This window comes from Burkholderia sp. MR1-5-21 (assembly GCF_053427715.1).
The window spans coordinates 1-23,478 of sequence record NZ_JBSAXD010000039.1 but is presented as its reverse complement, the minus strand read 5'-3'; the positions used below and the strand labels follow the sequence as shown (position 1 = coordinate 23,478).

Genomic DNA, 23,478 nt, shown 5'->3' with positions numbered 1-23,478 from the left:
GTGACAAGGGAAGCACTAGCGTGAACACCGACTTCGAAGCCACTCGTCCCGCGTTCGGCGCCGCCGGCATGGTCGGCCGCCTGCGCGCGCTGCTGCGCATCGGCCCGGCCGACGGCAGCGTGTCGACGCTGAGCCGGCTCGCGATCGACGGGCTGCCCGACGAATGGACGCAGCTCGAGCCGGGCGGCCTGTATGCGGTCTACGCGGCCGCGCGCACGACCGCGTGCGACGCGCTCGTGTGGGAGAGCGCGCGCCAGGCGCGCACGCGCGACGTGACGGTCGTGCTCGCACGCGAGCCCGCGAGCGTCGCCGCGCAGCTCGGCGAGCGCGGTTTCGCCGGCGCCGCGATCGCGCCCGGCTGGCCGCGCAACCTGAACGTGCTCGCGATGCCGCCGGCCGGCCCCGCCGCCGGCGCGCAGCCGGATGCGGCGCCGCATGCCGAGCCGGGCCCGTTCGCGCGCCTGATGGGCGGGTTTCGCGCGATGAAGCGCTTCGGCTTTCGCGCGCGCTCGCTGTATTTCGTCGAAGGCGCGGAGCGCTGGTTCAGCTGGGACGACTCCGTCGCGCTCGCGGAAGAAGGGCGCGCGTTCGCCGACTGGTGCCGGATGCACCGGATCGCGGTCGTGCTGCTGATGGATCCGGACGACGCGCATGCGGGCGCCGACGACGTGCAGAACGACGATCCGCCGCTCGTGCGCGACACGCGCCGCACGCGGCGCAGCGGCTTTCACAGCGTGTGTGCGGGCGTCGCGCAGCTGCAGCGCACGCACGGCGAGCTGCTGTGGGTCGTCGACTTCTGGCGCGCGGGCGACACGCTCGCCGCGGGCGAGGTGCGGCCGCTGCGCTTCGCGCCGAGCGGCCGCCTGTCGGCGATCTTCGACGCCGACGCGGTCGTCGCGCCGCGCCAGATGAAGCTCGCGAGCGACGAAGACCGGGTGGTCGTCAGCCGCGCGGTGGTCGAGCGCGAGCAGTGGGTGCCGCCCGACTGGGAGGTCGTCGACGATAACGCGGCGGTCGTCGCCGCGTGCGCGAAGTCGCAGGCCGCGACCGCCGTGCTCGCGTTCCGCACGCGTACGCAACTCGAGGCGCTGTGCGCGGACGTGCACACGCTGCGGCGGCAATGCGGCGGCGCGCTGAAGATCGCGATCGTCGAGCGCGGCGAGGTGCTGCGCCATCAGTTCGAGATGCTGGTGCTGAGCCTCGGCGCGAACAGCGTCGTCGGGCGCGACCTGCCGTTCTCGCGGATGCAGGCCGCCGTGCGTTCGCTGCATGGGCAGCTGCATGCGCGGCCGGTTGCGGCCGACTACCGGGCGGCGCTCGCCGCCGCGCTCGGCGACACGGTGCTCGGCTACCTGCCGGTCGGCGCGTTCTGCCTGCGGATCCGCGCGGTGCTCGATCGCGGCGCGGTGCTCGCGCTGCCGCACACGCTCGTGAAGATGGCGCTGCTGCCGGGCGTCGCGCACGTCGATGCGCTGCGCCACTGCCAGCCGCGCCGCGCGGGCGACGTCGTGACGGCCGACGCGGAGCACCTGTACGTGTTCCTGTTCGCGTGCGAGCCGGCCGATGCGGACGAGGCGCTCAAGCGGATCTTCGACGTGCCGGTCGAGACGGTGTCCGACCGGATTGTGCTGCTCGCGCACGGCAGCATCGACGCGGAGCTGAACGTTCTGAAGACGGAAAACCGGCGCGCGCCGATCGCCGACTACAGCGACCTGTTCGCCGCGATGCATCCGGCGGCCGATGCGCCGGCGATGCAGGCGGAAACGGCGGAAACGCTGCAGGCCGGCGCCGCACCCGCGCAGCCGGCGAGCGAAGCGGGAATGCCGCCGGGAACGGCGGCTGCAGTGGCCACGGCAACCACGGCGGCCGATCCTGCGCCGAAGGCACCACCGGACGTCGCGCACGCACGCGGCGTGCCCGACCCGTCCGCCGCGCCGCGTACGCGCGGCGCCACCCGTAGCGCGATGCCGCTGCGCAAGCCGGAGGCCTCATGATCGTCGACATCGTCATCGGATTCTTCGTCGGCATCGCGATCGCGGTGCCGGTCTGGGTCGTCGCGCAGCACCTGGGCCTCGGCCGCAGCTTCCATGCGCCGCGGCGGATCGACCGCCACGACGCGGTGCCGTGCGAGATCGTGCCGGTCGCGTTGCGCGGGCGGCTGTTGCCGGGCGTTGCGGATGCCGTGGACGCCGGCCGCGAGGATGCGCGATGAAGACGATCGCCATCACGTCGACGACAGGTGGCGCGGGCCGCACGACGCTGGCCGCCGCGCTCGCCGTGCTGCTCGCGCGCCGCGGGCGGCCGGCCGTGGCCGTCGAATTCGATCCGCAGAACCTGCTGGGCGCGTCGCTCGGCCTCGACACGGTGCCGGCGTCCGGTCTCGCGCAGACGCTGCTGGGCGGCCCCGAGCCGTGGCACGCGCAGACGTGGCGCAATGCCGACGGCGTGCTGTTCGTCCCGTACGGGCACGTCGATGCGGCGCAGGCCGCCGCCTGCGAAGCGCGGCTCGCGGCCGACCCCGGCTGGCTGCCGCGCGCGCTCGGCGAGATCGCGCTGCCCGCCGGCGGCGTCGCGCTGATCGACACGGCCCGCTACCCGTCGCTGCATGCGGAGCACGCGATCCGCTGCGCGGACCTGACGCTCGTCGTCACGCCGCCCGAGCCGGCCGCCTGCGCGACCGTCAGCGCGCGGCTCGGCGCATTGCGTGCCGGCGGCGGCGCGCTGCAGATCGTCGTCAATCGGCTGAACCCGGCCCGCGACCTGCAGCGCGACGCGCTCGCGATGCTGCGGGAGGTCGCGGGCCCGGCGGTGATCCTCGACCAGCGGATTCACATCGATGCCGCGGTGCCCGAATCGCTCGCGCGCGGCAGCTGGATCTTCGACGATGCGCCGTACTCGCAGGTGTCGCATGACCTGCACGGCGTCGCGAACTGGGTCGACGCATGGCTCGATGCGGCGGTGGCGGGGCGCGCGGGAGGGCGGCGATGAGGCCCGGCGGGCTCGCTGCGGGATTCACCGCCGCGCTGCGCGCAGCGGGCCGCCGCGCGACCGGCTGGCTCGCGCGCGGGCTCGGGCTGCCCGCGGAGCGCACGCTGCTCGACTGGGTCGTCCGGCTGTTCTTCCACGTGCCGCCGCCCGGCCGGCCCGACTCCATCCGCCGTCATGCGCGCGCGCTGTTCCTGCGGCTCGCGGCCGAGTGGGGTGTGCTGCAGCCGCTCAGCCCGCGCGAGTGGCTGTGGCGCGCGTTCGTGCGCGCGCCGAGTCAGGCCGACGACCGGCCCGCGCGCGACCCGCTCGCGTGGTTCGACAAGACGGTGGTGCCCGCTTACGTGTTCGTGCACGCGATCGGGCGCCGCTGCAGCGCGGCGCTCGCGCGGCTGCCGTGGGACCGCTGGGGCGGCTGGGTCGACGCTCGCGCGAACCGGGTCGGCCGGCACCGCTGGCTCGCGCCGCTGCTGCTCGCGGCCGGCGCGCTGCTGTGGGCCATGGCCGGACTGTCGCCGCTGATGCCCGGCGCGCAGTTCGCGTTCTTCGCGGCCGTCGCGGTGCTCGCGCTCGCGCTGCGCCGGTTGCCGGGCCACCTGCCGACGCTCGCGCTCGGCTCGCTCGCGCTGCTCGCGACCGTGCGCTACGTGTGGTGGCGCACGACGCAGACGCTCGACTTCCGCAGCCCGGTCGAGGCGTTCGCGGGCTACCTGCTGTACGCAGCGGAGGCGTACACATGGCTGATCCTGCTGCTCGGCTTCGTGCAGACCGCGTGGCCGCTCGACCGGCCGGTCGTGCCGTTGCCCGACGATCCCGACACGTGGCCGACGGTCGACGTGTACATCCCGACCTATAACGAGCCGCTGTCGGTCGTGAAGCCGACCGTGTTCGCCGCGCAGAGCATCGACTGGCCGAGCGCGAAGCTGCGCGTGTACCTGCTCGACGACGGCAAGCGGCCCGAGTTCGAGGCGTTCGCGCGCGAGGCCGGCATCGAGTACCTGACGCGCGACGACAACCGCCACGCGAAGGCCGGCAACATCAACCGCGCGCTGCCGAAGACGCACGGCGAGTACATCGCGATCTTCGATTGCGATCACGTGCCGACCCGCTCGTTCCTGCAGACGACGATGGGCGTGTTCCTGCGCGACCCGAAATGCGCGCTCGTGCAGACGCCGCATCATTTCTTCTCGCCCGACCCGTTCGAGCGCAACCTCGGCACGTTCCGCGAGATCCCGAACGAGGGCAACCTGTTCTACGGGCTCGTGCAGTCGGGCAACGACCTGTGGAACGCGACGTTCTTCTGCGGCTCGTGCGCGGTGCTGAAGCGCAGCGCGCTCGAGGAGGTCGGCGGCGTCGCGGTCGAGACGGTGACCGAGGACGCGCATACGGCGCTCAAGCTGCATCGCCGCGGCTACACGTCCGCGTACCTGCCGACCGTGCAGGCGGCGGGCCTCGCGACCGAGAGCCTCGCGGGCCACGTGAAGCAGCGCACGCGCTGGGCGCGCGGGATGGCGCAGATCTTCCGGATCGACAACCCGTTCCTCGGGCGCGGGCTCGGCTTCGTGCAGCGGATCTGCTACGGCAACGCGATGCTGCATTTCTTCTACGGCATTCCGCGGCTGATCTTCCTGACGATCCCGCTCGCGTACCTGTTCTTCCACCTGTACTTCATCAACGCGGCGTCGGTGGCGCTCGCGAGCTACGTCGTGCCGTATCTCGTGCTCGCGAACATCGCGAACTCGCGGATGCAGGGGCGCTTCCGCCATTCGTTCTGGGCGGAAGTCTACGAATCGGTGCTCGCGTGGTACATCGCGCTGCCGACGACGGTCGCGTTCTTCAGCCCGAAGCACGGCAAGTTCAACGTGACCGACAAGGGCGGCAAGATCGAGGAAGGCTATGTCGACTGGTCGACGTCGAAGCCGTATCTCGTGCTGTTCGCGGTGAACGTGCTCGCAATCGTGGCCGGCATCTGGCGGCTGATCGTGGACCAGGGCGACGAGGCGTCGACGATCCTGATCACGATGGGCTGGACGGTCTACAACCTCGCGATGCTTGGCGCTGCGCTCGCGGTCGCCCGCGAGGCGAAGCAGGTGCGCGTCACGCACCGGATCGCGATGCGCGTGCCGGCGATGCTGCTGCTCGCCGACGGCACGACGGCCGCGTGCTTCACGAGCGACTATTCGGCGGGCGGTCTCGGGCTCGAGGCCGTGCCGGGGCTGAAGGTCGCGGCCGGCGACACGCTGACCGTGTGCGTGACGCGTGGCGACCGGCCGTTCCCGTTCCCGGTGCGCGTGTGTCGCGTGACGCCGACGCACATCGGCGTGAGCTTCGATGCGCTGACGCTCGAGCAGGAGCGGCAGCTCGTGCAGTGCACGTTCGGCCGCGCGGACGCGTGGCTCGACTGGCACGAAGGCGAGCGAACGGACACGCCGCTCCGGGGGCTGAAGGAAGTGTTGCAGGTAGGTGTCGACGGTTACGTGCGCCTGGTGAAGGGCGCGTCGCGCAGCGTGCAGGCGATGCTCGCGCTCGACCGTGCGCGCGACTGAGGCAGGAAACCGAGGCAGGAAACCGAGGCAGGAAGCTAGGCGGGCGGGAGGCCGAGGCCGCCGCTCATGACGGAGTAGTTTCGATGACGTTCTGGAATCTGTATTTCATCCTGAAGTTCGCGATGTTCGCGACCGGCCATCTGGAGCCGCTGTGGCTCGCGAACCTCGGGTTCGCGGTGGCGCTCGCGGCCAGCGCGCCGATCCGGCGCCGCACGTGGCGGATCGTCCGGCAGATCGCGGCGTTTGCGATCGCCGTGCCGCTTCTCGCGCACGAGATGCACGCGCCGCCGCTCGCGCGGCTCGCCGAGGCGCTGCGCGAGATGAGCACGTTCCGCTTCGACTACTGGATGGAAATCCTGCCGCGCCTGTTGCCGCCGGCGCTGCTGCTGATCGTCGCCGGCGCGCTGATCGTGTACTTCGTCGTGAACCGCTGGCTGCGCGTCGCGACGTTCGTGCTGGCCGCGCTCGTCGTGATGCCGCTCTGGCAGGCGGGCACCGGGATGATCGCGCGCGCCGGCGCGAACGCGCAGGCCCAGGCGCAGCTCGCGGGCGCGGCGCGCACCGACCGGCCGGAGGATCACAATGCCGCGCTCGCCGCGTTCCGCGCCCAGGAATCGCAGCGGCAGGTCGCGTTCGGCCATCTCGGCAGCGATCCGGCGACGCAGTTCGACGTCATCGTGCTGCACGTGTGTTCGCTCGCGTGGGACGACCTCGACGCCGCGAACGTGCGCAACCATCCGATGCTCAGCCACTTCGACTACCTGTTCACGAATTTCAGCTCGGCGGCGAGCTACAGCGGCCCGGCGGCGCTGCGCGTGCTGCGCGCGAGCTGCGGCCAGGAAGCGCACGCGGACCTGTACAAGCCGGCGCCGCAGCAGTGCTACCTGTTCTCGCAGCTCGCGGCCGCGGGCTACACCGCGCAGTCGCTACTGAACCACGACGGCCACTTCGACAACTTCCTGCAGATCGTGCACGACAACATGGGCGTGCCCGATGCGCCGCTGGTGTCGAACGCGGCCGCGCCGATTGCGATGCACGCGTTCGACGGCTCGGAAATCAAGGATGACTACGCGACGCTCGCGAACTGGTATGCGCAGCGCGGGTCGATTCCGGGGCCCGTCGCGCTGTACTACAACACGATCAGCATGCACGACGGCAACCGCGTGGTCGGCAGTTCGCTGACGAGCATCGACTCGTATCCGCAGCGCGCGACGAAGCTGATGAACGATTTCGACCGGCTCGCGGACCTGATCGCGTCGTCGGGCCGGCGCGCGGTGATCGTGTTCGTGCCGGAGCACGGCGCGGCGCTGCGCGGCGACAAGAACCAGGTGGCCGGGCTGCGCGAGATCCCGACGCCGCGCATCGTGCACGTGCCGGTCGGCGTGCGGCTCGTCGGCTTCCAGGGCAACCACGGCACGACAACGGTGATCGACCAGCCGTCGAGCTTCCTCGCGCTGTCGCAGCTGATCTCGAACCTCGTGTCGAACAGCCCGTTCAAGCCGGGCGTGACGCTCGCGCAGTACGCGGCGGACCTGCCGCGCACGCGGATGGTCGGCGAGAACGAGGGCACCGTGACGATGCAGACGGCCGCGGGCTATGCGGTCAAGACTCCGGACGGCGTATGGATCGACCAAAAGTGAACCTTCCCGGCGGCGACGACGCGCGCCTGTCGCAGCCGAACGACGTGATCGGCCTCGCACGTCATCTGCCGGCGCTCGATCCCGAGCGCTACGTCGACGAGCAGGCGCGCCGCGCGTATGTCGAGTCGCTCGACCGCTGGCCGGTGCTCGCGAAGCTGATGGGCCTGCGAGGGTAGGGGCGTCCGGCGCGACGCGTGGTTCGGCCGCCATCCGCGCAGTTTGCGCAGGCGGCGCGGGCGGCACATGCAGGCGGTGTGCCACGGATCGCACGAAAGTGGCGCGAAATGAAAAAGGGCGGCCGAGGCCGCCCTGGTCGCATGAGACCGGCAGGACCGGCCCGGCCGGCGTTGCGCCGGCCGTCCGTCCCGTTACAGGTTCGGCGACAGCTGGAGCGCGTTGGTCAGGTCGCCCATCGGCTGCGCGCCGTTCGCCTTCAGCGCGTCGTCGCGCTGCTGGAGGCCGGCGAGGCGCGGCAGCGAGTAGCGGCGCGTGATGAAGCGCAGGATCGAGCCCGTGTCGTACTGCGTGTGGTCGACGAAGCCCTTCTTCGCGAACGGCGACACGATCAGCGCCGGGATGCGCGTGCCCGGACCCCAGCGGTCGCCGGTCGGCGGCGCGGCGTGATCCCAGAAGCCGCCGTTCTCGTCGTACGTGACGACCACGACCATGTTCTTCCACTGCGGGCTCGCCTGCAGGTGCGCGATGATGTCGGCGATGTGCTGGTCGCCCGACGTGACGTCCGTGTAGCCCGGGTGCTCGTTCAGGTTGCCCTGCGGCTTGTAGAACGTCACCGCCGGCAGCGTGCCGGCGTCGATCGCCTGGATGAACGCGGCGCCGTTCGCGCCGCCGTCGAGCAGGTGCTGCGCGCGGCTCGCGGAGCCCGGCGCCTGGTTCGCGAAGTAGTTGAACGGCTGGTGGTGCGGCTGGAAGTTCGGCGTCGACAGGTCGGCGCCGTAGATCACGTTCGACGTGCCGCTCTGGCTGGCCTGCAGCGCCTGGCCCCACGCGCCGCCGTACCACGCCCACGATACGTTCGCATTGGTCAGCAGGTCGCCGATGTTGGTCGCCGTCTGCGGCGGCATCGTCGATGCGTTGGCCGGGTCGGCGAGCAGCGCGTTGCCGCCCGTGGCGGCCTTGTTGCCGCTCGGCTGGTACGGCGGCTGCATCGTATTGACCGCGTAGAAGTCCGGCGTGAGCGCGCCGTCGTTGACGAACTTCGGCGGGCCGCTCAGCGCGGATGCCGGCGAGTTCGCGGCGACCGCCAGCGACTTGCCGTCGGCGTTCAGGACTGCGATCTTGCCTGCAGCCGGGCTCGTGTTGGCGTTCGCGTAGAACGGCGCGCATGCGCAGATCAGGTACTGGTGGTTCAGGAACGAGCCGCCGAACGCGCCCATGAAGAAGTTGTCGGCGAGCACGTACTGCTGCGCGATCTTCCACAGCGGCAGCTTCGACGGATCCGGCGTGTAGTGGCCCATCGTCAGGCCGCCCGCATCGGTCCACGCGGCGTACATGTCGTTCTTGCCGCCGTTGATCTGCATCTGGTCCTGGTAGAAGCGGTGCACGATGTCGCGCGTCGCGATGCTCATCGACTGGTTGAAGCCTTTCGGATCGTCGATCGCGAACGGCGTGTTCGGCAGGTTTGCCGTCATCGCTTCGGTCACGGCCGGCGTGATGCCGGTTGCGGTGAGGCCGCCCCAGACCTTCGGCAGCGTCGCCATCGTCGAGCCGTCGCGATCCTTCTGGACCGAGTTCGCCGCCGTCATGTTCTGCAGGCCGTTCGCGCCCGGGAAATTGCCGTACAGGTTGTCGAAACTGCGGTTTTCCGCATAGATCACGACGACGTTCTTGACGGCCGACAGGCCCTGTTGCGTGACGTCGTCGCCGCCGCAGGCAGTCAGGCTGAGCGCGGCCGCGAGGGCGATCGGCGTATAGCGAATCCAGGCGTGCTTCTTCATGCGTTGTTCTCTCTCTTCGTTGTCGCGTGTGGGAACCAGTTGGTGGAGGTGCCGGCGCGAAAGGTTCGGACTGCGAGCGAGGTGCGCCGACAGGCTGCGCGCATTATCTGGAAACGATTTGACAGCGAAATGTAGGCGCCCTTTCAATTGACTGTCGGTCTATCGTCACGCAACCGTAATGGAATTGACATAAGCTCCGGCCGATTTCCCACCGCTACAAGAAGAACGACGATGCACTGCAAACCGACCTCCTTCGCGTTCGCGCGATCGTTGATCCATGCCGCGACGACGCTGGCGCTGGCCGCCGGCCTCGCGGCGCTTGCCGGCTGCGATGACGCGCGGCCCGGCGCGCCTGCGCAGATCGTGCCGGCCGCCCAGGCTGCCCAGGCCGCGCCGGCGGTTGCGCCGCCCGGCCAGCCGCAGACGCGCGCGCAGGTGTTCGAGGGCGTGAAGCAGATGACGGCGCTCGGCAAGCAGCTGTTCTTCGATCCGTCGCTGTCGGGGTCCGGCAAGCTCGCGTGCGCGTCGTGCCACAGCCCCGAGCATGCGTTCGGGCCGCCGAACGCGCTGTCGGTGCAGCTCGGCGGCAACGACATGCATCGCCCGGGGTTCCGCGCGGTGCCGTCGCTGAAGTACCTGCGCGGCATCCCGGCGTTCAGCGAGCACTTCCACGATTCGCCGGACGAGGGCGACGAAAGCGTCGATGCAGGTCCGACGGGCGGGCTGACATGGGACGGCCGCGTCGACACGCGCGACGCGCAGGCGCGCATTCCGCTCACGTCGCCGTTCGAGATGAGCAGCTCGCCGGCGCTGGTCGCGAAAGCGGTCCGCGCCGCGCCGTATGCGGACGCGTTCCGCATCGCGTTCGGCGAGAAGGTGCTCGCGAACGACCAGGCGACCTTCGACGCGGTGCTGCGCGCGCTCGACGCGTTCCAGCAGCAGCCGGCGCTGTTCGATCCGTACACGAGCAAGTACGACGCGTATCTGGCCGGCAAGGCGCAGCTCACGCCGGCCGAACTGCGCGGGCTGAAGCTGTTCAACGACGAAGCGAAGGGCAACTGCGCGAGCTGCCACCTGAGCCAGCGCACGCTCGAAGGCGGTCCGCCGCAGTTCAGCGACTTCGGGCTGATCGCGATCGGCGTGCCGCGCAACCGCGCGCTGCCCGTCAACCGCGACCCGCGCTTCCACGATCTCGGCGCGTGCGGCCCCGAGCGCACCGACCTCAAGGGGCGCGACGAATTCTGCGGGCTGTTCCGCACGCCGTCGCTGCGCAACGTCGCGACGCGCAAGACGTTCTTCCACAACGGCGTGTACCACTCGCTCGAGGACGTGATGCGGTTCTATGTCGAACGCGACATCCATCCGGAGAAGTTCTATCCGGTCGTGCATGGCAAGGTGCAGAAATTCGACGACCTGCCGAAGCGCTACTGGACCAACATCAACAACGAACCGCCGTTCGACCGCAAGCCGGGGGATGCGCCGGCGCTGAACGAAGCGGAGATCAAGGACGTGATCGCGTTCCTGAACACGCTGACTGACGGATATCAGCCCACGTCGACGCAAGCGGCCCGCTGATCGGGGCAGCGGGCGGCGCACGCATGCTATGCTCGCTCGCTGACGGGCGCGGCGCGACTATCGGTGCAATACGGTTCGCGCCGCGCCATTCGATCGATCAGCCAAGGAGAACAACATGTCGATGCGTGCATCCCTTTCCTTCATCGCACGTGCGCTGGCCGGCGCAGCGTGCGTTGCCGCCGCGCTGCCCGCGCACGCGCAGAACAACCTGAGCTTCCTGAACGACACGCCGATCAGCTATTTCAGCAAGGCCGACACTGCGTCGCTGTCGAAGGCCGCCGCGCAAGTGCGCGACGAAGGCAAGGACGGCGAGACCACGACGTGGCAGAACAGCGGCGGCCGCACGCAGCTCGACGCGAAGCTCACGCCCTCGACGTCGGAGCAGGACGGCAAGACCTGCCGCGAGATCACGGCCGAGATCGCGGCGAAGGGCCAGACGATGACGCTCAAGCCCGTCTACTGCAAGACCGCCGCGGGCAAGTGGCAACTGCAGAAGCGCTGAACGCCGGAGGCCGGGCGCCGATGAGACCGCGCAGCGCGCCGCGCACGGTATCGTGCGGCGTCGTGATCCTGGACGGGGCCGGACGCGTGTTCCTCGCGCATGCGACGGACACGACGCACTGGGATATCCCGAAGGGGCAGGGCGAGCCGGGCGAATCGCCCCAGCAGGCGGCGCTGCGCGAACTGCTCGAGGAAACCGGCGTCACGCTCGCGCCCGCGCGGCTCGTCGATCTCGGCCGCTTCGCATACCGGCACGACAAGGATCTGCACCTGTTCGCGGTGCGTGTCGCCGACGACGAAGTGGACCCCGCGCGCTGCGTGTGCACGTCGCTGTTTCCGAGCCGCAGGGACGGTTCGCTGATCCCCGAGATGGATGCGTACCGCTGGACCGCGCCCGGTGACGTCGACGCGTACGCGAGCCGCAGTCTCGCACGGCTGTTCCGCACGACGCTGCTGCTCGCAGACCTGCATCGGCGCTTGCCGCGCGCGTGATCGACGCGGCCGGCAGGCATTGACCAGGCAATAAAAAAACCGGCTCGAAAGCCGGTTTTTTTATTGCGCGTCGCGCGCGCGGCTCGATGCCGCGCAGCGCGGGCCGGACGCACGGTCAGGCCGGTTTGCCCCAGCTGTCGCGCAGCCCGACGATCCGGTTGAACACGGGCTTGCCCGGCTTCGAATCGACGCGGTCCGCGACGAAGTAGCCGTGCCGTTCGAACTGGAGGCGGGTTTCCGGTGCGACGTCGCCGGCGCCCGGCTCGACGTACGCGTGGACGATCTTCTTCGAATCGGGGTTCAGCGCGTCGAGGAAGTTCGCGCCGCCCGCGTCCGGATGCGGCTCCTTGAACAGGCGATCGTAGATCCGCACTTCAGCCGCTTGCGCGTGCTTCGCGCTGACCCAGTGGATGTTGCCCTTCACCTTGTAGTTGTTCGCGCCTTCGGTGCCCGACTTGCTGTCCGGGAAGTAGTTGCAGTGGACGGCCGTCACGTTGCCGTCCGCATCCTTGTCGAAGCCCGTGCACTCGATCACGTAGCCGTAGCGCAGGCGCACCTTGTTGCCCGGGAACAGGCGGAAATAGCCCTTCGGCGGGTTCTCGACGAAGTCCTCGCGCTCGATCCACAGCTCGCGCGAGATCGGGAACGTGCGCACGCCGCGCTCCGGATGGTGCGGGTGCACGGGTGCCGTGCATGCTTCTTCCAGGTCTTCCGGGTAGTTGTCGATCACGAGCTTCAGCGGGTCGAGCACGCCGACCGTGCGCGCCGCCTTGTCGTCGAGGTCGTCGCGCAGCGCGCCTTCGAACACGCTCATGTCGATCCACGAATCGACCTTCGTCACGCCGATCCGCTCGCAGAACAGCTGGATGCTTTCCGGCGTGAAGCCGCGACGGCGCACGCCGACGATCGTCGGCATCCGCGGGTCGTCCCAGCCGTCGACGTGGCCTTCGGTGACGAGCTGCAGCAGCTTGCGCTTGCTGGTGATCGCGTACGTGAGGTTCAGCCGCGAGAATTCGATCTGTTGCGGCAGCGGGCGCGTGAACTCGCCCGCGTCGGCCAGTTCGTTCAGCACCCAGTCGTACAGCGGCCGGTGATCCTCGAACTCGAGCGTGCACAGCGAATGCGTGATGCCTTCTAGCGCATCCGAGATGCAGTGCGTGTAGTCGTACATCGGATACACGCACCACGCGTCGCCGGTGCGGTAGTGGTGCGCGAAACGGATCCGGTAGATCACCGGGTCGCGCATGTTCATGTTCGGCGAAGCCATGTCGATCTTCGCGCGCAGCACGTGCTCGCCTTCCTTGAACTCGCCGGCCTTCATCCGGCGGAACAGGTCGAGGTTCTCTTCCGGCGTGCGGTCGCGATACGGTGACGGCTTGCCGCCTTCGGTCAGCGAGCCGCGGCTCGCGCGCATTTCCTCGGCGCTCTGGCTGTCGACGTACGCCTTGCCGCGCTTGATCAGCAGTTCGGCGAATTCGTAGAGCTTGTCGTAGTAGTCGCTCGCGAAGTATTGATGGTCGACCGCGTCCTTGCGCCAGTCGAAGCCGAGCCAGCGCACCGCGTCGACGATCGAGTCGACGTACTCGATGCTTTCCTTTTCCGGGTTCGTGTCGTCGAAGCGCAGGTGGCACACGCCGCCGTAGTCGCGCGCGACGCTGAAGTTCAGGCAGATGCTCTTCGCGTGACCGATGTGCAGGTAGCCGTTCGGCTCGGGCGGGAAGCGCGTTTCGACGCGGCCGCTCCATTTGCCGGTGCGGTTGTCGTCGTCGATGATGTTGCGGATGAAATTGGAAGCCGCGGGGGCGTCGTTGCGTTCGGTGCTCATGCGGATGGAGTCAGGTTGGGTCGGCGCGTGCGGCACCGGTTTAATCCTGCAATTCTACCTGAGCGGGGTCCGGCCCGCGCGGCTCGCGAGCAGAGGCCGCGCTCGCGGTGCGCCGCACGCAATATCTCGACATTGTGTCTGCTGTAACACGACGTAAATCGGATTGCCCGGGTCGTTCGATGTTTTCTATGATGGGGCACTCGTTTCAATGCCGTCGTGCGCGATCCGTGCGGCGGGAGGATCTCAACAATCATGACGAAGACGACCACCTTTCTCATTCGCACCGCGGTAATCGTCGCGGCCCTGTCGCAGCTCGGCGCATGCGCGATGACGCATACGCAGCGCAATGCCGGTATCGGCGCGGCCGCAGGCGGCGCGCTCGGCTACCTGATCACCGGCGGCCCGATCGGCACGGTTGCCGGCGCCGCGGCGGGCGGCATCGTCGGCGCGAACGTGCGCTGAACGACGGCGGCGGACTCCGCCGCCTTCGCACATCCTTCCGATGGTTTGAGTTTCGACAGGCAATGTCAGGGAGGACCGGATGTGCGACACTCCGTCGACCCATCACAACAACGTCTCGACCGTCGACGGACCTCCGCATGACCCGACCCTTCGTATTCGTGCTGCCGGGCTACGGCAATTCCGGCCCGCTGCACTGGCAGAGCCGCTGGGAACGCGGCGACGCGCGCTTCGTACGCATCGCGATGCCCGACTGGGAGCGTGCATACCGCAACGGCTGGTGCCTCGCGCTCGACCGCGCGGTCGAGGCCGCTTCCGGGCCGGTGCTGATCGCCGCGCATAGCCTCGGCACGCTGACGACCGCCTGGTGGGCGACGCGCTATGCGCGTCCGGCCGCGCTCGCGAAGATCCGCGGCGCGCTGCTCGTCGCGCTGCCCGATCCGGACGGGCCCGCGTTTCCGGCCGACGCGCACGGCTTCGGGCCGGTGCCGCGCGAGCGGCTGCCGTTTCCGACCCGCGTCGTCGCGAGCCACGACGATCCGTACGGCACGCCGGCGTTCGCGCGCGCATGCGCGAATGCGTGGGGCAGCGAATTCCACGACATCGGCCCGCGCGGCCATATCAACGCGGACAGCGGGCTCGGCGACTGGCCCGACGCGCGCGCGTGGCTCGACGCGATGGCGGGCGAACGCGCGTAGCGTGGAAAGGGCGGTGGAAAGTCTGCCCGCTCGTCAGATCGCCTGCTTCGCCTTCAGCGCCGCAATCTGCGCATCGTCGTAGCCGAGCAGCTCGCGCAGCACGTCGTCGGTCTGCGCGCCGAGCAGCGGCGGTGCCGTGCGGGCTTCGGGCGGCGTCGCGCTCATCCGGATCGGATTGCGCACGAGCTTCACGTCCGCGCCGCACGGATGCGGCAGCTCTACCTTCATGCCGCGCGCGACCACCTGCTCGTTGTCGAACACCTCGTCCAGCTCGTTGATCGGCCCGCACGGCACGCCGGCCGCTTCCAGCGCGTCGATCCACGCATCCTTGCCGCGCGTTTTCACCATCTCGGCGAGGAGCGGCACCAGCGTCTCGCGGTGGCGCACGCGCGCGGGATTCGTCGCGAAGCGTTCGTCGTCGGCGAGCTCGGGACGGCCGCCGGCCTCGACGAACTTGCGGAACTGCCCGTCGTTGCCGACCGCGACGATGATCCAGCCGTCGCTCGTCTGGAACGTCTGGTACGGGACGATGTTCGGATGCGCGTTGCCCCAGCGCACCGGCGGCTGGCCGCTCGCGAGGAAGTTGGTGTTCATGTTCGCGAGCAGCGCGACCTGCACGTCGAGCAGCGCCATGTCGATGTACTGGCCCTCGCCGGTGCGTTCGCGATGCGCGAGCGCGGCGAGCACGGCGATCGTCGAGTAGAGGCCCGTCGCGAGATCGGCGATCGCGACGCCGGCTTTCTGCGGGCCGCCGCCCGGCTGGCCGTCGCGCTCACCGGTGATGCTCATGAAGCCGCCGATGCCCTGGATGATGAAGTCGTAGCCCGCGCGGTGCGCGTACGGGCCGGTCTGGCCGAAGCCGGTCACCGAGCAGTAGACGAGGTCGGGCTTCATCGCGCGCAGCGATTCATAGTCGAGCCCGTATTTCTTCAGCTGGCCGACCTTGTAGTTCTCGAGCACGACGTCGCTCTGCGCGGCGAGCTCTCGGACGATCCGCTGGCCCTCGGGTGTGGCGATGTCGACGGTGACCGAGCGCTTGTTGCGGTTCGCCGCGAGATAGTAGGCGGCCTCGGCGGTGTCCGCGCCGCTCGCATCCTTCAGGTACGGCGGCCCCCAGTGGCGCGTGTCGTCGCCGGCGCCCGGGCGCTCGACCTTGATCACGTCGGCGCCGAAATCGGCAAGCGTCTGCGCGCACCACGGGCCCGCGAGCACGCGGGTCAGGTCCAGCACGCGGATATGGCTGAGGGCACCCATCGTCGATTCGTCTCCTTTTATGGCTCGCCTTGCCGGGCAAGGCGAAATGGCATTGCGTGCATCTTAAGGCGAATCGCTCGCGCGAGTGGCCCAGCCGGGCCGGCCGAACGGCCGAGCCAAGGGCCTGTTCGCGCAACCAAAAGATTCATTCTGGCGGCCAGCACAGGCCCGTTATGCGCGCGAACAGGTTCTGTCCCCCGCCGACCGGCGGTGCAAGGAACGCGTCCGCCGGGTGCGTGCCGGGCCCGACCGGCCGTGCCGGCCGCGGCCGCCGGTCTATCCCGTATAATCGATCGTTTCCGACAATTGCCGCCGTATGCCCGCCAGGGCTGCCGGCGTTTGAAGCCGTCTTTGCCAGACATCCCCGCACGCCATGAAAGCTGCCGAAATCCGAGAGAAATTCCTCAAATTCTTCGAATCGAAGGGCCATACGATCGTCCGCTCGTCGAGCCTCGTGCCCGGTAACGACCCCACGCTGATGTTCACGAATTCGGGCATGGTCCAGTTCAAGGACGTCTTTCTCGGCACGGACCAGCGCCCGTATTCGCGCGCGACGACCGCGCAGCGCAGCGTGCGCGCGGGCGGCAAGCACAACGACCTCGAGAACGTCGGCTACACGGCGCGCCACCACACGTTCTTCGAGATGCTCGGCAACTTCTCGTTCGGCGACTACTTCAAGCACGACGCGATCAAGTTCGCGTGGGAGCTGCTGACCACGGTCTACCAGCTGCCGAAGGAAAAGCTGTGGGTCACCGTCTACCAGGAAGACGACGAGGCGTACGACATCTGGGCGAAGGAAGTCGGCGTGGCGGTCGAGCGCATCATCCGCATCGGCGACAACAAGGGCGCGCGCTACGCGTCGGACAACTTCTGGACGATGGGCGACACCGGCCCGTGCGGCCCGTGCACGGAAATCTTCTACGATCACGGCCCGGACGTGTGGGGCGGCCCGCCGGGATCCGCTGAAGAAGACGGCGACCGCTACATCGAGATCTGGAACCTCGTGTTCATGCAGTTCAACCGCGACGCGCAGGGCAACATGACGCACCTGCCGAAGCCGTGCGTCGATACCGGCATGGGCCTCGAACGCCTCGCCGCGGTGCTGCAGCACGTGCACAGCAACTACGAGATCGACCTGTTCCAGAACCTGATCAAGGCCGCCGCGCGCGTGACCGAAATCAGCGACCTCGGCAACAACTCGCTGAAGGTGATCGCCGACCACATCCGCGCGTGCTCGTTCCTGATCGTCGACGGCGTGATCCCCGGCAACGAAGGCCGCGGCTACGTGCTGCGCCGGATCGTGCGCCGCGCGATCCGCCACGGCTACAAGCTCGGCCGCAAGGGCTCGTTCTTCCACAAGCTGGTGGCCGACCTCGTCGCGGAGATGGGTGTCGCGTATCCGGAACTGAAGGAAGCGGAACAGCGCGTGACCGACGTGCTGCGCCAGGAAGAAGAGCGTTTCTTCGAGACGATCGAGCACGGGATGTCGATCCTCGAGGCTGCGCTCGCCGATGTCGACGCGAAGGGCGGCAAGGTGCTCGACGGCGAGCTCGCGTTCAAGCTGCACGACACCTACGGCTTCCCGCTCGACCTCACGGCCGACGTGTGCCGCGAGCGCGGCATGACGGTCGACGAGCCGGCGTTCGACGACGCGATGGCGCGCCAGCGCGAGCAGGCGCGCGCGGCCGGCAAGTTCAAGGCCGCGCAGGGCCTCGAGTACACGGGCGCGAAGACGACCTTCCACGGCTACGAGGAAATCGCGTTCGACGACGCGAAGGTCGTCGCGCTGTACGTCGACGGTTCGTCCGTCGACGAAGTGAAGACCGGCCAGGATGCGGTGATCGTGCTCGACCACACGCCGTTCTATGCGGAATCGGGCGGCCAGGTCGGCGATCAGGGCGTGCTCGCGAACGCGTCCACGCGCTTCGCGGTCGGCGACACGCTGAAGGTGCAGGCCGACGTGATCGGTCACCACGGCACGCTCGAACAGGGCACGCTGAAGGTGGGCGACGTGCTGCGCGCCGAGATCGATGCGCACCGCCGCGCGCGCACCCAGCGCAACCACTCGGCGACCCACCTGATGCACAAGGCGCTGCGCGAGGTGCTCGGCGCGCACGTGCAGCAGAAGGGTTCGCTCGTCGACGCGGACAAGACCCGTTTCGACTTCGCGCACAACGCGCCGCTGACCGATGACGAGATCCGCCGCGTCGAGAAGATCGTCAACGACGAGATCCTCGCGAACGCGCCGGGCATCGTGCGCGTGATGCCGTACGATGAAGCAGTGAAGGGCGGCGCGATGGCCCTCTTCGGCGAGAAGTACGGCGATGAAGTGCGCGTGCTCGACCTCGGCTTCTCGCGCGAGCTTTGCGGCGGCACACACGTGAGCCGCACGGGCGACATCGGCTTCTTCAAGATCGTGGTGGAAGGCGGCGTCGCGGCAGGCATCCGCCGTGTCGAGGCGATCACCGGCGACAACGCGTTGCGCTACGTGCAGGACCTCGACGCGCGCGTGAACGAAGCGGCCGCGGCGCTGAAGGCGCAGCCGTCGGAACTGACGCAGCGCATCGCGCAGGTACAGGACCAGGTGAAGTCGCTCGAGAAGGAACTGGGCGCGCTGAAGTCGAAGCTCGCGTCGAGCCAGGGCGACGAGCTCGCACAGCAGGCCGTCGAAATCGGCGGCGTGCATGTGCTGGCCGCGACGCTCGAGGGCGCGGACGCGAAGACGCTGCGCGAAACCGTCGACAAGCTGAAGGACAAGCTGAAGAGCGCGGCGATCGTGCTGGCTGCGGTCGAAGGCGGCAAGGTCAGCCTGATCGCGGGCGTCACGGCCGATGCGAGCAAGAAGGTCAAGGCCGGCGAGCTCGTGAACTTTGTCGCGCAGCAGGTCGGCGGCAAGGGCGGCGGCCGTCCGGACATGGCGCAGGCCGGCGGCACCGAGCCGGCGAACCTGCCGGCGGCGCTCGCGGGCGTCAAGGGCTGGGTCGAAGAGCGGCTTTGAGCGGCTCGGCCGGCGCGGCGCCCGTGAGGGCGGCACGCTGTCCGGCACCGCGCGGTTCTTTTGACGGAATCGCATGAAGCGACCCGATCGGCATTTGCCGGTCGGGTCGTTTTGCGTTTACGCCGGGTACGGGTGGCTGATTCGCCGCCATGCAAACGAACGATGCGCGCATCCGCTGGCGGATCGCGTCAGGCCGGCTGTGCCACGCGCGGCTTCTTCGCCTCGTCTGGCTGTCGGGCCGCCTCGCCAAGCGCATCGCGCAACGCGCCGAGCGCCGCCGACGCATAACCCTGCCGCCAGGCGAGCAGCGTGTCGATCCCTTCGAATTCGGGAATCGCATGCGCGGTGATGTGGTCGGTCTCGGGCTGCAGATCGAGCACCGAGCGCGGCGCGACCGCGACGCCCGCACCGGCCGCGACGCACGCGACGATCGCATGGTACGAGCCGAGTTCGAGCACGCGCGCCGGCTTCATCCCGTGTGCCGCATACCATTGCTCGACGTACTTGCGGTACGTGCAGCCGCGCTCGAACGCGATCAGCGTCGGCAGGATCACGTCGCGCGGCGTGCGTACCGGCGGATGGCCGCGCGGCGTCAGCAGCAGCAGGTCCTCGCGAAACACGGGCACCGACTCGAACGTATCGGGCAACACGTCCGGCGCGGGCGGGCGGGCGAACAACGCGGCGTCGATCTCGAATTCGCGCACTTTCTCGATCAGCCAGCCCGTCGTGCCCGTCACGAGTTCGAGCGACACGTCGGGCCATGCATGGTGGTAGCGGGCGAGCACGGTCGGCAGGCGGCTCGCGGCCGTGCTCTCCATCGTGCCGAGCCGCAGCCGCCCGCGCGGCGTGTCCTCGCGCACCGCGTCGCGCGCCTCGTCGGCGAGCGCGAGCAGGCGCTCCGCATACGGCAGCAACGTGTGCCCGGCCGGCGTCAGCACGAGCCGGCGGCCGTCGCGCACGAACAGCGCGGCGCCGAGTTCCTCCTCGAGCTGCTTGATGCGCGTCGTGACGTTCGACTGCACGCGATTGAGCTTCGCCGCCGCGCGCGTCACGCCGTTCTCGCGCACGACGGCCCGGAAAATCGCCAGCGCCGCCAGATCCATGATTCTCTCCGAGCGATGAATGGATTCTCAATTATTCATTTTTAGAGAACGGTTGGTCAAGCTACGATAAAGGCATCCCGATTCCGTTCCGTTCCGGCCCGCGCGTCGCGCGCCGGCACGCGCTGCCGCCATGTCCCGTTCCGATTCGCCGTCCGCTGCCCACGCGCTTCCTTCATACGAGACAGACCGTCGCGCCCGTGCGGCCGCGCTCGCCTGCATGATCGGGCTCGCGGTCGCGCTCGGCGTCGGCCGCTTCGCGTTCACGCCGCTGCTGCCGCTGATGCTCGCCGACGGCTCGATCGGCCTGAGGGCCGGCAGCTGGCTCGCGTCGGCGAACTACGCGGGCTACTTCGCCGGTGCGGTCAGTTGCGCCGCGCTGCGCATCGCGCCCGCTCGGATGGTCCGCTTCGGACTCGCGGCGACCGTGCTGCTCACCGCAGCGATGGGCGTCGGCCATCTGCTGCCCCTGTGGCTCGCGGTGCGCTTCGCCGCCGGCGTCGTCAGTGCGTGGACGTTCGTGTTCGTGTCGCAATGGGGGTTGCGTCGGCTTGCGGAACTTCATGCGCCGGAATGGAGCGGGGTGATCTATACGGGGCCCGGCGTCGGCATCGTGCTGACGGGGCTGATCGGCAGCGCGCTCGCCGGCCATCGCGCGGCGCCTGGCTGGCTGGGCTTCGCGGCGCTGTCGGCCGTGCTGTCGGTCGTGATCTGGCGCACGTTCGTCGTGACGCCGACGGCGGGCGCGCCGTCGGCCGGCACCGCGCCGCATGCGCCGGCCGCTGCGTGCGGCCATCGCGCGGACGCCGCGTGGCTCGTCGTGCTGTACGGGATGCCGGGCTTCGGCTACATCATCACGGCGACGTTCCTGCCCGTGATTGCACGCGCTGCGTTGCCTGCCGGTTCGCCGTGGCCCGACCTGTTCTGGCCGATGTTCGGCGCGGCGCTGATCGTCGGCGCGCTGTCGGCCGCGCGGCTGCCCGGGCACTGCGACAACCGGCTGCTGCTTGCGGGCGGTTGCGCGACGCAGGCGCTCGGCATCGCGGCCGGGATCGTCTGGCCCAATGCGGCGGGCTTCTCGCTCGGCAGCGTGCTGCTCGGCCTGCCGTTCACCGCCATCACGCTGTTCGCGATGCGCGAGGCTCGGCGTCTCCACGGCGAGCGCGCGGCGGGGCTGATGGGGTATGCGACCGCGTCATACGGCGTCGGGCAGATCGCGGGGCCGCTCGTGGCGGCGCCGCTGGTCGCGCGTTATGGCTCGTTCACGCCTGCACTGTGGGTCGCGGCCGCGGCGCTGCTGGCAGGCGCGGCGGGGTTTGCGGCGATCGCGGTGGTCGCCGTCGCGCATCGGCGCGCGTGAAACTGACGGTCGACACCGTCGGATCGCGTGCCGCGTCGACGGGCGGTGAGTAGCCGACTTCCGTCGGAAATGTGCGAGCCATCTACGGACGATATCAATATCGAACAGGACAGATCTATAGGATTACTATTTTTTTTATCGGTGTGACTTAGTACGCAACGCCATTTGAACGAGAGTTGCCGCGTAAATTTCGTACCTGATCTACATACATCCGGAATGTCTGTCTGTAGCATCCGCCCAACCAATTGATCGCCGGAGCATGTCCGGCGGTTCGACTTCGGATGCAGTGGCGTATGTGGGTAGATCAAGCTCAAGCAAGAATCGTCGTCCGTTACCGTGGCGACATCGGCAGTTTCCTCGTCGCCGATCCTCGCACGGCGGACTCGCCGGTCGTCGCCGTCGATGCCGGCGGCGTTCGACGCGCAGTCAGAGGGGGCGGCCTTGCGCTGTGCCTGTCGCTGTTGTGGGGGGCGGGCGCCGCGAGCCTGTCAGGGCAGGCACACGCACAGGTGCCGAACGCCGGGACGTCGATGCGCGACGTCGAAACGTCACGTCCGAACCTGCCGCCGGAGGCCACGCCCGATCTCGAGATCGTCCCGTCCGACAGCGCCGTGCAGTCGCAACCCGATACCGGGCCGCGCATCCTCGTGCGCGCGTTCGAGATCGGCGGCAACACCGTGTTCGACAGCGAAACGCTGCAGGCGCTCGTTGCCGATGTGGCCGGCGACACGCTGGGGTTCGCCGACCTGCAGCGCGCGGCCGAGCGGATCACCGCCTACTATCGCGAGCGCGGCTACGTGCTGGCGCGCGCCTTTCTGCCCAAGCAGGACATCGAAGACGGTGTCGTGCGCGTCGAAGTCTCCGAAGGGCGCTACGGCCGCATCGAGCTCCAGAACCATTCCCGCGTGTTTGACACCGCGCTGCGGCAGCCGCTCGCCGCGCTGCGTTCGGGCGACGTCGTCCACGGCTCCAGTCTCGAGCGCAGCCTGCTGTTGCTCGACGATCTGGCGGGCGTCGGCGCGCGCGGCACGCTGCGGCCCGGCGAAGCGCCCGGCACCACCGATCTCGTTGTCGAGACCGAACGCGGGGCGCCGGCGTCGGGGGCGCTCGAATTCGACAACTTCGGCGACGAGTCGACAGGGCGCTACCGCGTCGGCGGCAGCGTCGACGTCAATGCGCCGCTGCGGCTCGGCGATCGCCTGAGCCTGCGCGGGCTCGTCAGCAACGAACGGCAACGCTATTACCGCGCCGCCTATCAGGTGCCGGTCGGGCCTGCGTCGACGCGAGTCGGCGTCGCGTATTCGTCGCTGCGTTACCGGCTCGCCGGAAGTTTTTCCGATCTCGACACGAGTGGGCGCGCCAGCGTGCAGACCGTGTACGTCGCGCAGCCGATCGTGCGCGCGCGCGATCTCAATCTCACCGCGCAGGTTCAATACGAAAACAAGAACCTGAGCGACGAATACGGCACTTTCTCGCTCCGCAACGACAAGAACGTCGGCATGTGGACCTTCGGGCTCAGCGGCAACAGCCAGGACGGCTGGATGGGGGGCGGCCGCAACGGCTTCTCGGTGATGTTCGGTGTGGGACGGTTGCGCAGCAGCGACGCGTTCGAATCGAATCCGATAACGAAGACGATCGGCACCTTCAAGAAACTCAACCTGAACGCGCAGCGGATTCAGGCATTGGGCGGCCGGTTTCAGCTGTATGCGCAGATCAGCGCACAGCTTGCGTCGCGCAATCTCGACTCGTCCGAGAAATTCAGCCTTGGCGGCCCGTACGGCGTACGCGCGTATGCGCTTGGCGCAGGCAGCGGCGATCAGGGCTGGCAGGCCAGCGCGGAACTGCGTTATCTCGCCGCGCCGGGATGGCAGGTCAGCATGTTCGTCGATGCGGGCGGTGTGCAGATCAACCGGCGTCCGTGGACGAGCGAGCGGAATACACAACACATGCAGGCGGCGGGTGTCGGCGCGACCTGGCTCGGCACGAACCGGCAGGTCTCGCTGACGGCCGCATTGCCGCTCGGCAAAGCAAGCGATTCGCCGACCCGAGCGCCGAGCGTATGGATTCAGGCCGCTCAGTATTTCTGAGCA

Annotated in this window: 18 protein-coding genes; 14 read left to right on the top strand and 4 right to left on the bottom strand. The window is 69.0% G+C overall.

Annotation, left to right across the window (positions count from 1 at the left end; translation table 11 throughout):
* The first annotated feature begins 20 nt into the window (after positions 1 to 20).
* From bcsE to ACV229_RS35190, 6 genes are all read left to right on the top strand, one after another.
* Positions 21 to 1,994 carry a cellulose biosynthesis protein BcsE gene (gene bcsE, locus ACV229_RS35215; RefSeq protein WP_448087687.1) on the top strand — a complete coding sequence of 658 codons (1,974 nt, stop codon included), beginning with the start codon at positions 21 to 23 and terminating at the stop codon, positions 1,992 to 1,994.
* Positions 1,991 to 2,212 carry a hypothetical protein gene (locus tag ACV229_RS35210; protein ID WP_448087686.1) on the top strand — a complete coding sequence of 74 codons (222 nt, stop codon included), beginning with the start codon at positions 1,991 to 1,993 and terminating at the stop codon, positions 2,210 to 2,212. The genes bcsE and ACV229_RS35210 overlap by 4 nt, the downstream gene beginning before the upstream one ends.
* Entirely contained in the window at positions 2,209 to 2,988 is a 780-nt protein-coding gene (gene bcsQ, locus ACV229_RS35205) for a cellulose biosynthesis protein BcsQ (RefSeq protein ID WP_448087685.1), read from the top strand. Before ACV229_RS35210 ends, bcsQ begins: the two co-directional genes overlap by 4 nt.
* The gene (gene bcsA / locus ACV229_RS35200; protein WP_448087684.1) at positions 2,985 to 5,531 is read left to right on the top strand and encodes a UDP-forming cellulose synthase catalytic subunit; all 2,547 of its coding nucleotides are present in this window, start codon (positions 2,985 to 2,987) and stop codon (positions 5,529 to 5,531) included. Before bcsQ ends, bcsA begins: the two co-directional genes overlap by 4 nt.
* 83 nt (positions 5,532 to 5,614) lie before the next feature.
* Complete coding sequence (gene bcsG, locus ACV229_RS35195; protein ID WP_448087683.1) at positions 5,615 to 7,171, top strand: cellulose biosynthesis protein BcsG; 1,557 nt, start codon at positions 5,615 to 5,617, stop codon at positions 7,169 to 7,171.
* Positions 7,153 to 7,347, top strand: coding sequence for a hypothetical protein (locus ACV229_RS35190; RefSeq protein WP_448087682.1), 195 nt, complete (start codon positions 7,153 to 7,155; stop codon positions 7,345 to 7,347). The genes bcsG and ACV229_RS35190 overlap by 19 nt, the downstream gene beginning before the upstream one ends.
* A 192-nt stretch (positions 7,348 to 7,539) precedes the next feature.
* Here the strand turns inward: ACV229_RS35190 and ACV229_RS35185 are convergent, their stop codons facing one another.
* Entirely contained in the window at positions 7,540 to 9,126 is a 1,587-nt protein-coding gene (locus ACV229_RS35185; RefSeq protein ID WP_448087681.1) for an acid phosphatase, read from the bottom strand.
* A 231-nt stretch (positions 9,127 to 9,357) separates the two neighbouring features.
* Here ACV229_RS35185 and ACV229_RS35180 point away from each other — a divergent pair, with 231 nt between their 5' ends.
* From ACV229_RS35180 to ACV229_RS35170, 3 genes are all read left to right on the top strand, one after another.
* Positions 9,358 to 10,701 carry a cytochrome-c peroxidase gene (locus tag ACV229_RS35180; protein WP_448087680.1) on the top strand — a complete coding sequence of 448 codons (1,344 nt, stop codon included), beginning with the start codon at positions 9,358 to 9,360 and terminating at the stop codon, positions 10,699 to 10,701.
* A gap of 115 nt (positions 10,702 to 10,816) precedes the next feature.
* The gene (locus ACV229_RS35175) at positions 10,817 to 11,203 is read left to right on the top strand and encodes a hypothetical protein (protein ID WP_448087679.1); all 387 of its coding nucleotides are present in this window, start codon (positions 10,817 to 10,819) and stop codon (positions 11,201 to 11,203) included.
* 20 nt (positions 11,204 to 11,223) lie between these two features.
* Positions 11,224 to 11,694: an NUDIX hydrolase gene (locus ACV229_RS35170; RefSeq protein ID WP_448087678.1), complete on the top strand. Its 471-nt coding sequence runs from the start codon at positions 11,224 to 11,226 to the stop codon at positions 11,692 to 11,694.
* 115 nt (positions 11,695 to 11,809) lie between these two features.
* Here ACV229_RS35170 and ACV229_RS35165 read toward each other — a convergent pair whose 3' ends face one another.
* On the bottom strand, positions 11,810 to 13,519 hold the full coding sequence (locus ACV229_RS35165; RefSeq protein WP_448087677.1) for a glutamine--tRNA ligase/YqeY domain fusion protein: 1,710 nt from the start codon (positions 13,517 to 13,519) through the stop codon (positions 11,810 to 11,812).
* A 252-nt stretch (positions 13,520 to 13,771) separates the two neighbouring features.
* On the opposite strand from ACV229_RS35165, the gene ACV229_RS35160 reads away from it, so the two are divergent.
* Both ACV229_RS35160 and ACV229_RS35155 read left to right on the top strand, forming a co-directional pair.
* Positions 13,772 to 13,981, top strand: coding sequence for an ornithine acetyltransferase (locus ACV229_RS35160; protein ID WP_448087676.1), 210 nt, complete (start codon positions 13,772 to 13,774; stop codon positions 13,979 to 13,981).
* 137 nt (positions 13,982 to 14,118) lie between these two features.
* Entirely contained in the window at positions 14,119 to 14,676 is a 558-nt protein-coding gene (locus ACV229_RS35155) for an RBBP9/YdeN family alpha/beta hydrolase (protein ID WP_448087675.1), read from the top strand.
* 33 nt (positions 14,677 to 14,709) lie between these two features.
* Here ACV229_RS35155 and ACV229_RS35150 read toward each other — a convergent pair whose 3' ends face one another.
* On the bottom strand, positions 14,710 to 15,930 hold the full coding sequence (locus ACV229_RS35150) for a CaiB/BaiF CoA transferase family protein (protein WP_448087674.1): 1,221 nt from the start codon (positions 15,928 to 15,930) through the stop codon (positions 14,710 to 14,712).
* A 373-nt stretch (positions 15,931 to 16,303) separates the two neighbouring features.
* Here ACV229_RS35150 and alaS point away from each other — a divergent pair, with 373 nt between their 5' ends.
* On the top strand, positions 16,304 to 18,928 hold the full coding sequence (gene alaS / locus ACV229_RS35145; protein ID WP_448087673.1) for an alanine--tRNA ligase: 2,625 nt from the start codon (positions 16,304 to 16,306) through the stop codon (positions 18,926 to 18,928).
* Positions 18,929 to 19,116: 188 nt separating this feature from the next.
* On the opposite strand, the gene ACV229_RS35140 is transcribed toward alaS, so the two are convergent.
* Positions 19,117 to 20,031 (bottom strand): LysR substrate-binding domain-containing protein, encoded by a 915-nt coding sequence (locus ACV229_RS35140; RefSeq protein WP_448087672.1) that lies wholly within the window; start codon positions 20,029 to 20,031, stop codon positions 19,117 to 19,119.
* A gap of 130 nt (positions 20,032 to 20,161) precedes the next feature.
* Between ACV229_RS35140 and ACV229_RS35135 the strand changes: the two genes are divergently transcribed.
* Together ACV229_RS35135 and ACV229_RS35130 are read left to right on the top strand one after the other, a co-directional pair.
* Positions 20,162 to 21,388, top strand: a complete 1,227-nt coding sequence (locus tag ACV229_RS35135; protein WP_448087671.1) for a YbfB/YjiJ family MFS transporter — start codon at positions 20,162 to 20,164, stop codon at positions 21,386 to 21,388.
* A gap of 293 nt (positions 21,389 to 21,681) precedes the next feature.
* Positions 21,682 to 23,475 (top strand): ShlB/FhaC/HecB family hemolysin secretion/activation protein, encoded by a 1,794-nt coding sequence (locus ACV229_RS35130; protein WP_448087670.1) that lies wholly within the window; start codon positions 21,682 to 21,684, stop codon positions 23,473 to 23,475.
* Positions 23,476 to 23,478 lie beyond the last annotated feature (3 nt).

Coding starts and splice junctions, on each gene's coding strand:
- ACV229_RS35180 (WP_448087680.1), top strand. CDS start 9,358: ATGCACTGCAAACCGACCTCCTTCGCGTTCGCGCGATCGTTGATCCAT.
- ACV229_RS35210 (WP_448087686.1), top strand. CDS start 1,991: ATGATCGTCGACATCGTCATCGGATTCTTCGTCGGCATCGCGATCGCG.
- ACV229_RS35185 (WP_448087681.1), bottom strand. CDS start 9,126: ATGAAGAAGCACGCCTGGATTCGCTATACGCCGATCGCCCTCGCGGCC.
- ACV229_RS35130 (WP_448087670.1), top strand. CDS start 21,682: ATGTGGGTAGATCAAGCTCAAGCAAGAATCGTCGTCCGTTACCGTGGC.
- ACV229_RS35175 (WP_448087679.1), top strand. CDS start 10,817: ATGTCGATGCGTGCATCCCTTTCCTTCATCGCACGTGCGCTGGCCGGC.
- ACV229_RS35165 (WP_448087677.1), bottom strand. CDS start 13,519: ATGAGCACCGAACGCAACGACGCCCCCGCGGCTTCCAATTTCATCCGC.
- ACV229_RS35135 (WP_448087671.1), top strand. CDS start 20,162: ATGTCCCGTTCCGATTCGCCGTCCGCTGCCCACGCGCTTCCTTCATAC.
- bcsA (WP_448087684.1), top strand. CDS start 2,985: ATGAGGCCCGGCGGGCTCGCTGCGGGATTCACCGCCGCGCTGCGCGCA.
- ACV229_RS35150 (WP_448087674.1), bottom strand. CDS start 15,930: ATGGGTGCCCTCAGCCATATCCGCGTGCTGGACCTGACCCGCGTGCTC.
- ACV229_RS35140 (WP_448087672.1), bottom strand. CDS start 20,031: ATGGATCTGGCGGCGCTGGCGATTTTCCGGGCCGTCGTGCGCGAGAAC.
- ACV229_RS35190 (WP_448087682.1), top strand. CDS start 7,153: ATGGATCGACCAAAAGTGAACCTTCCCGGCGGCGACGACGCGCGCCTG.
- ACV229_RS35160 (WP_448087676.1), top strand. CDS start 13,772: ATGACGAAGACGACCACCTTTCTCATTCGCACCGCGGTAATCGTCGCG.
- bcsG (WP_448087683.1), top strand. CDS start 5,615: ATGACGTTCTGGAATCTGTATTTCATCCTGAAGTTCGCGATGTTCGCG.
- alaS (WP_448087673.1), top strand. CDS start 16,304: ATGAAAGCTGCCGAAATCCGAGAGAAATTCCTCAAATTCTTCGAATCG.
- ACV229_RS35155 (WP_448087675.1), top strand. CDS start 14,119: ATGACCCGACCCTTCGTATTCGTGCTGCCGGGCTACGGCAATTCCGGC.
- bcsQ (WP_448087685.1), top strand. CDS start 2,209: ATGAAGACGATCGCCATCACGTCGACGACAGGTGGCGCGGGCCGCACG.
- ACV229_RS35170 (WP_448087678.1), top strand. CDS start 11,224: ATGAGACCGCGCAGCGCGCCGCGCACGGTATCGTGCGGCGTCGTGATC.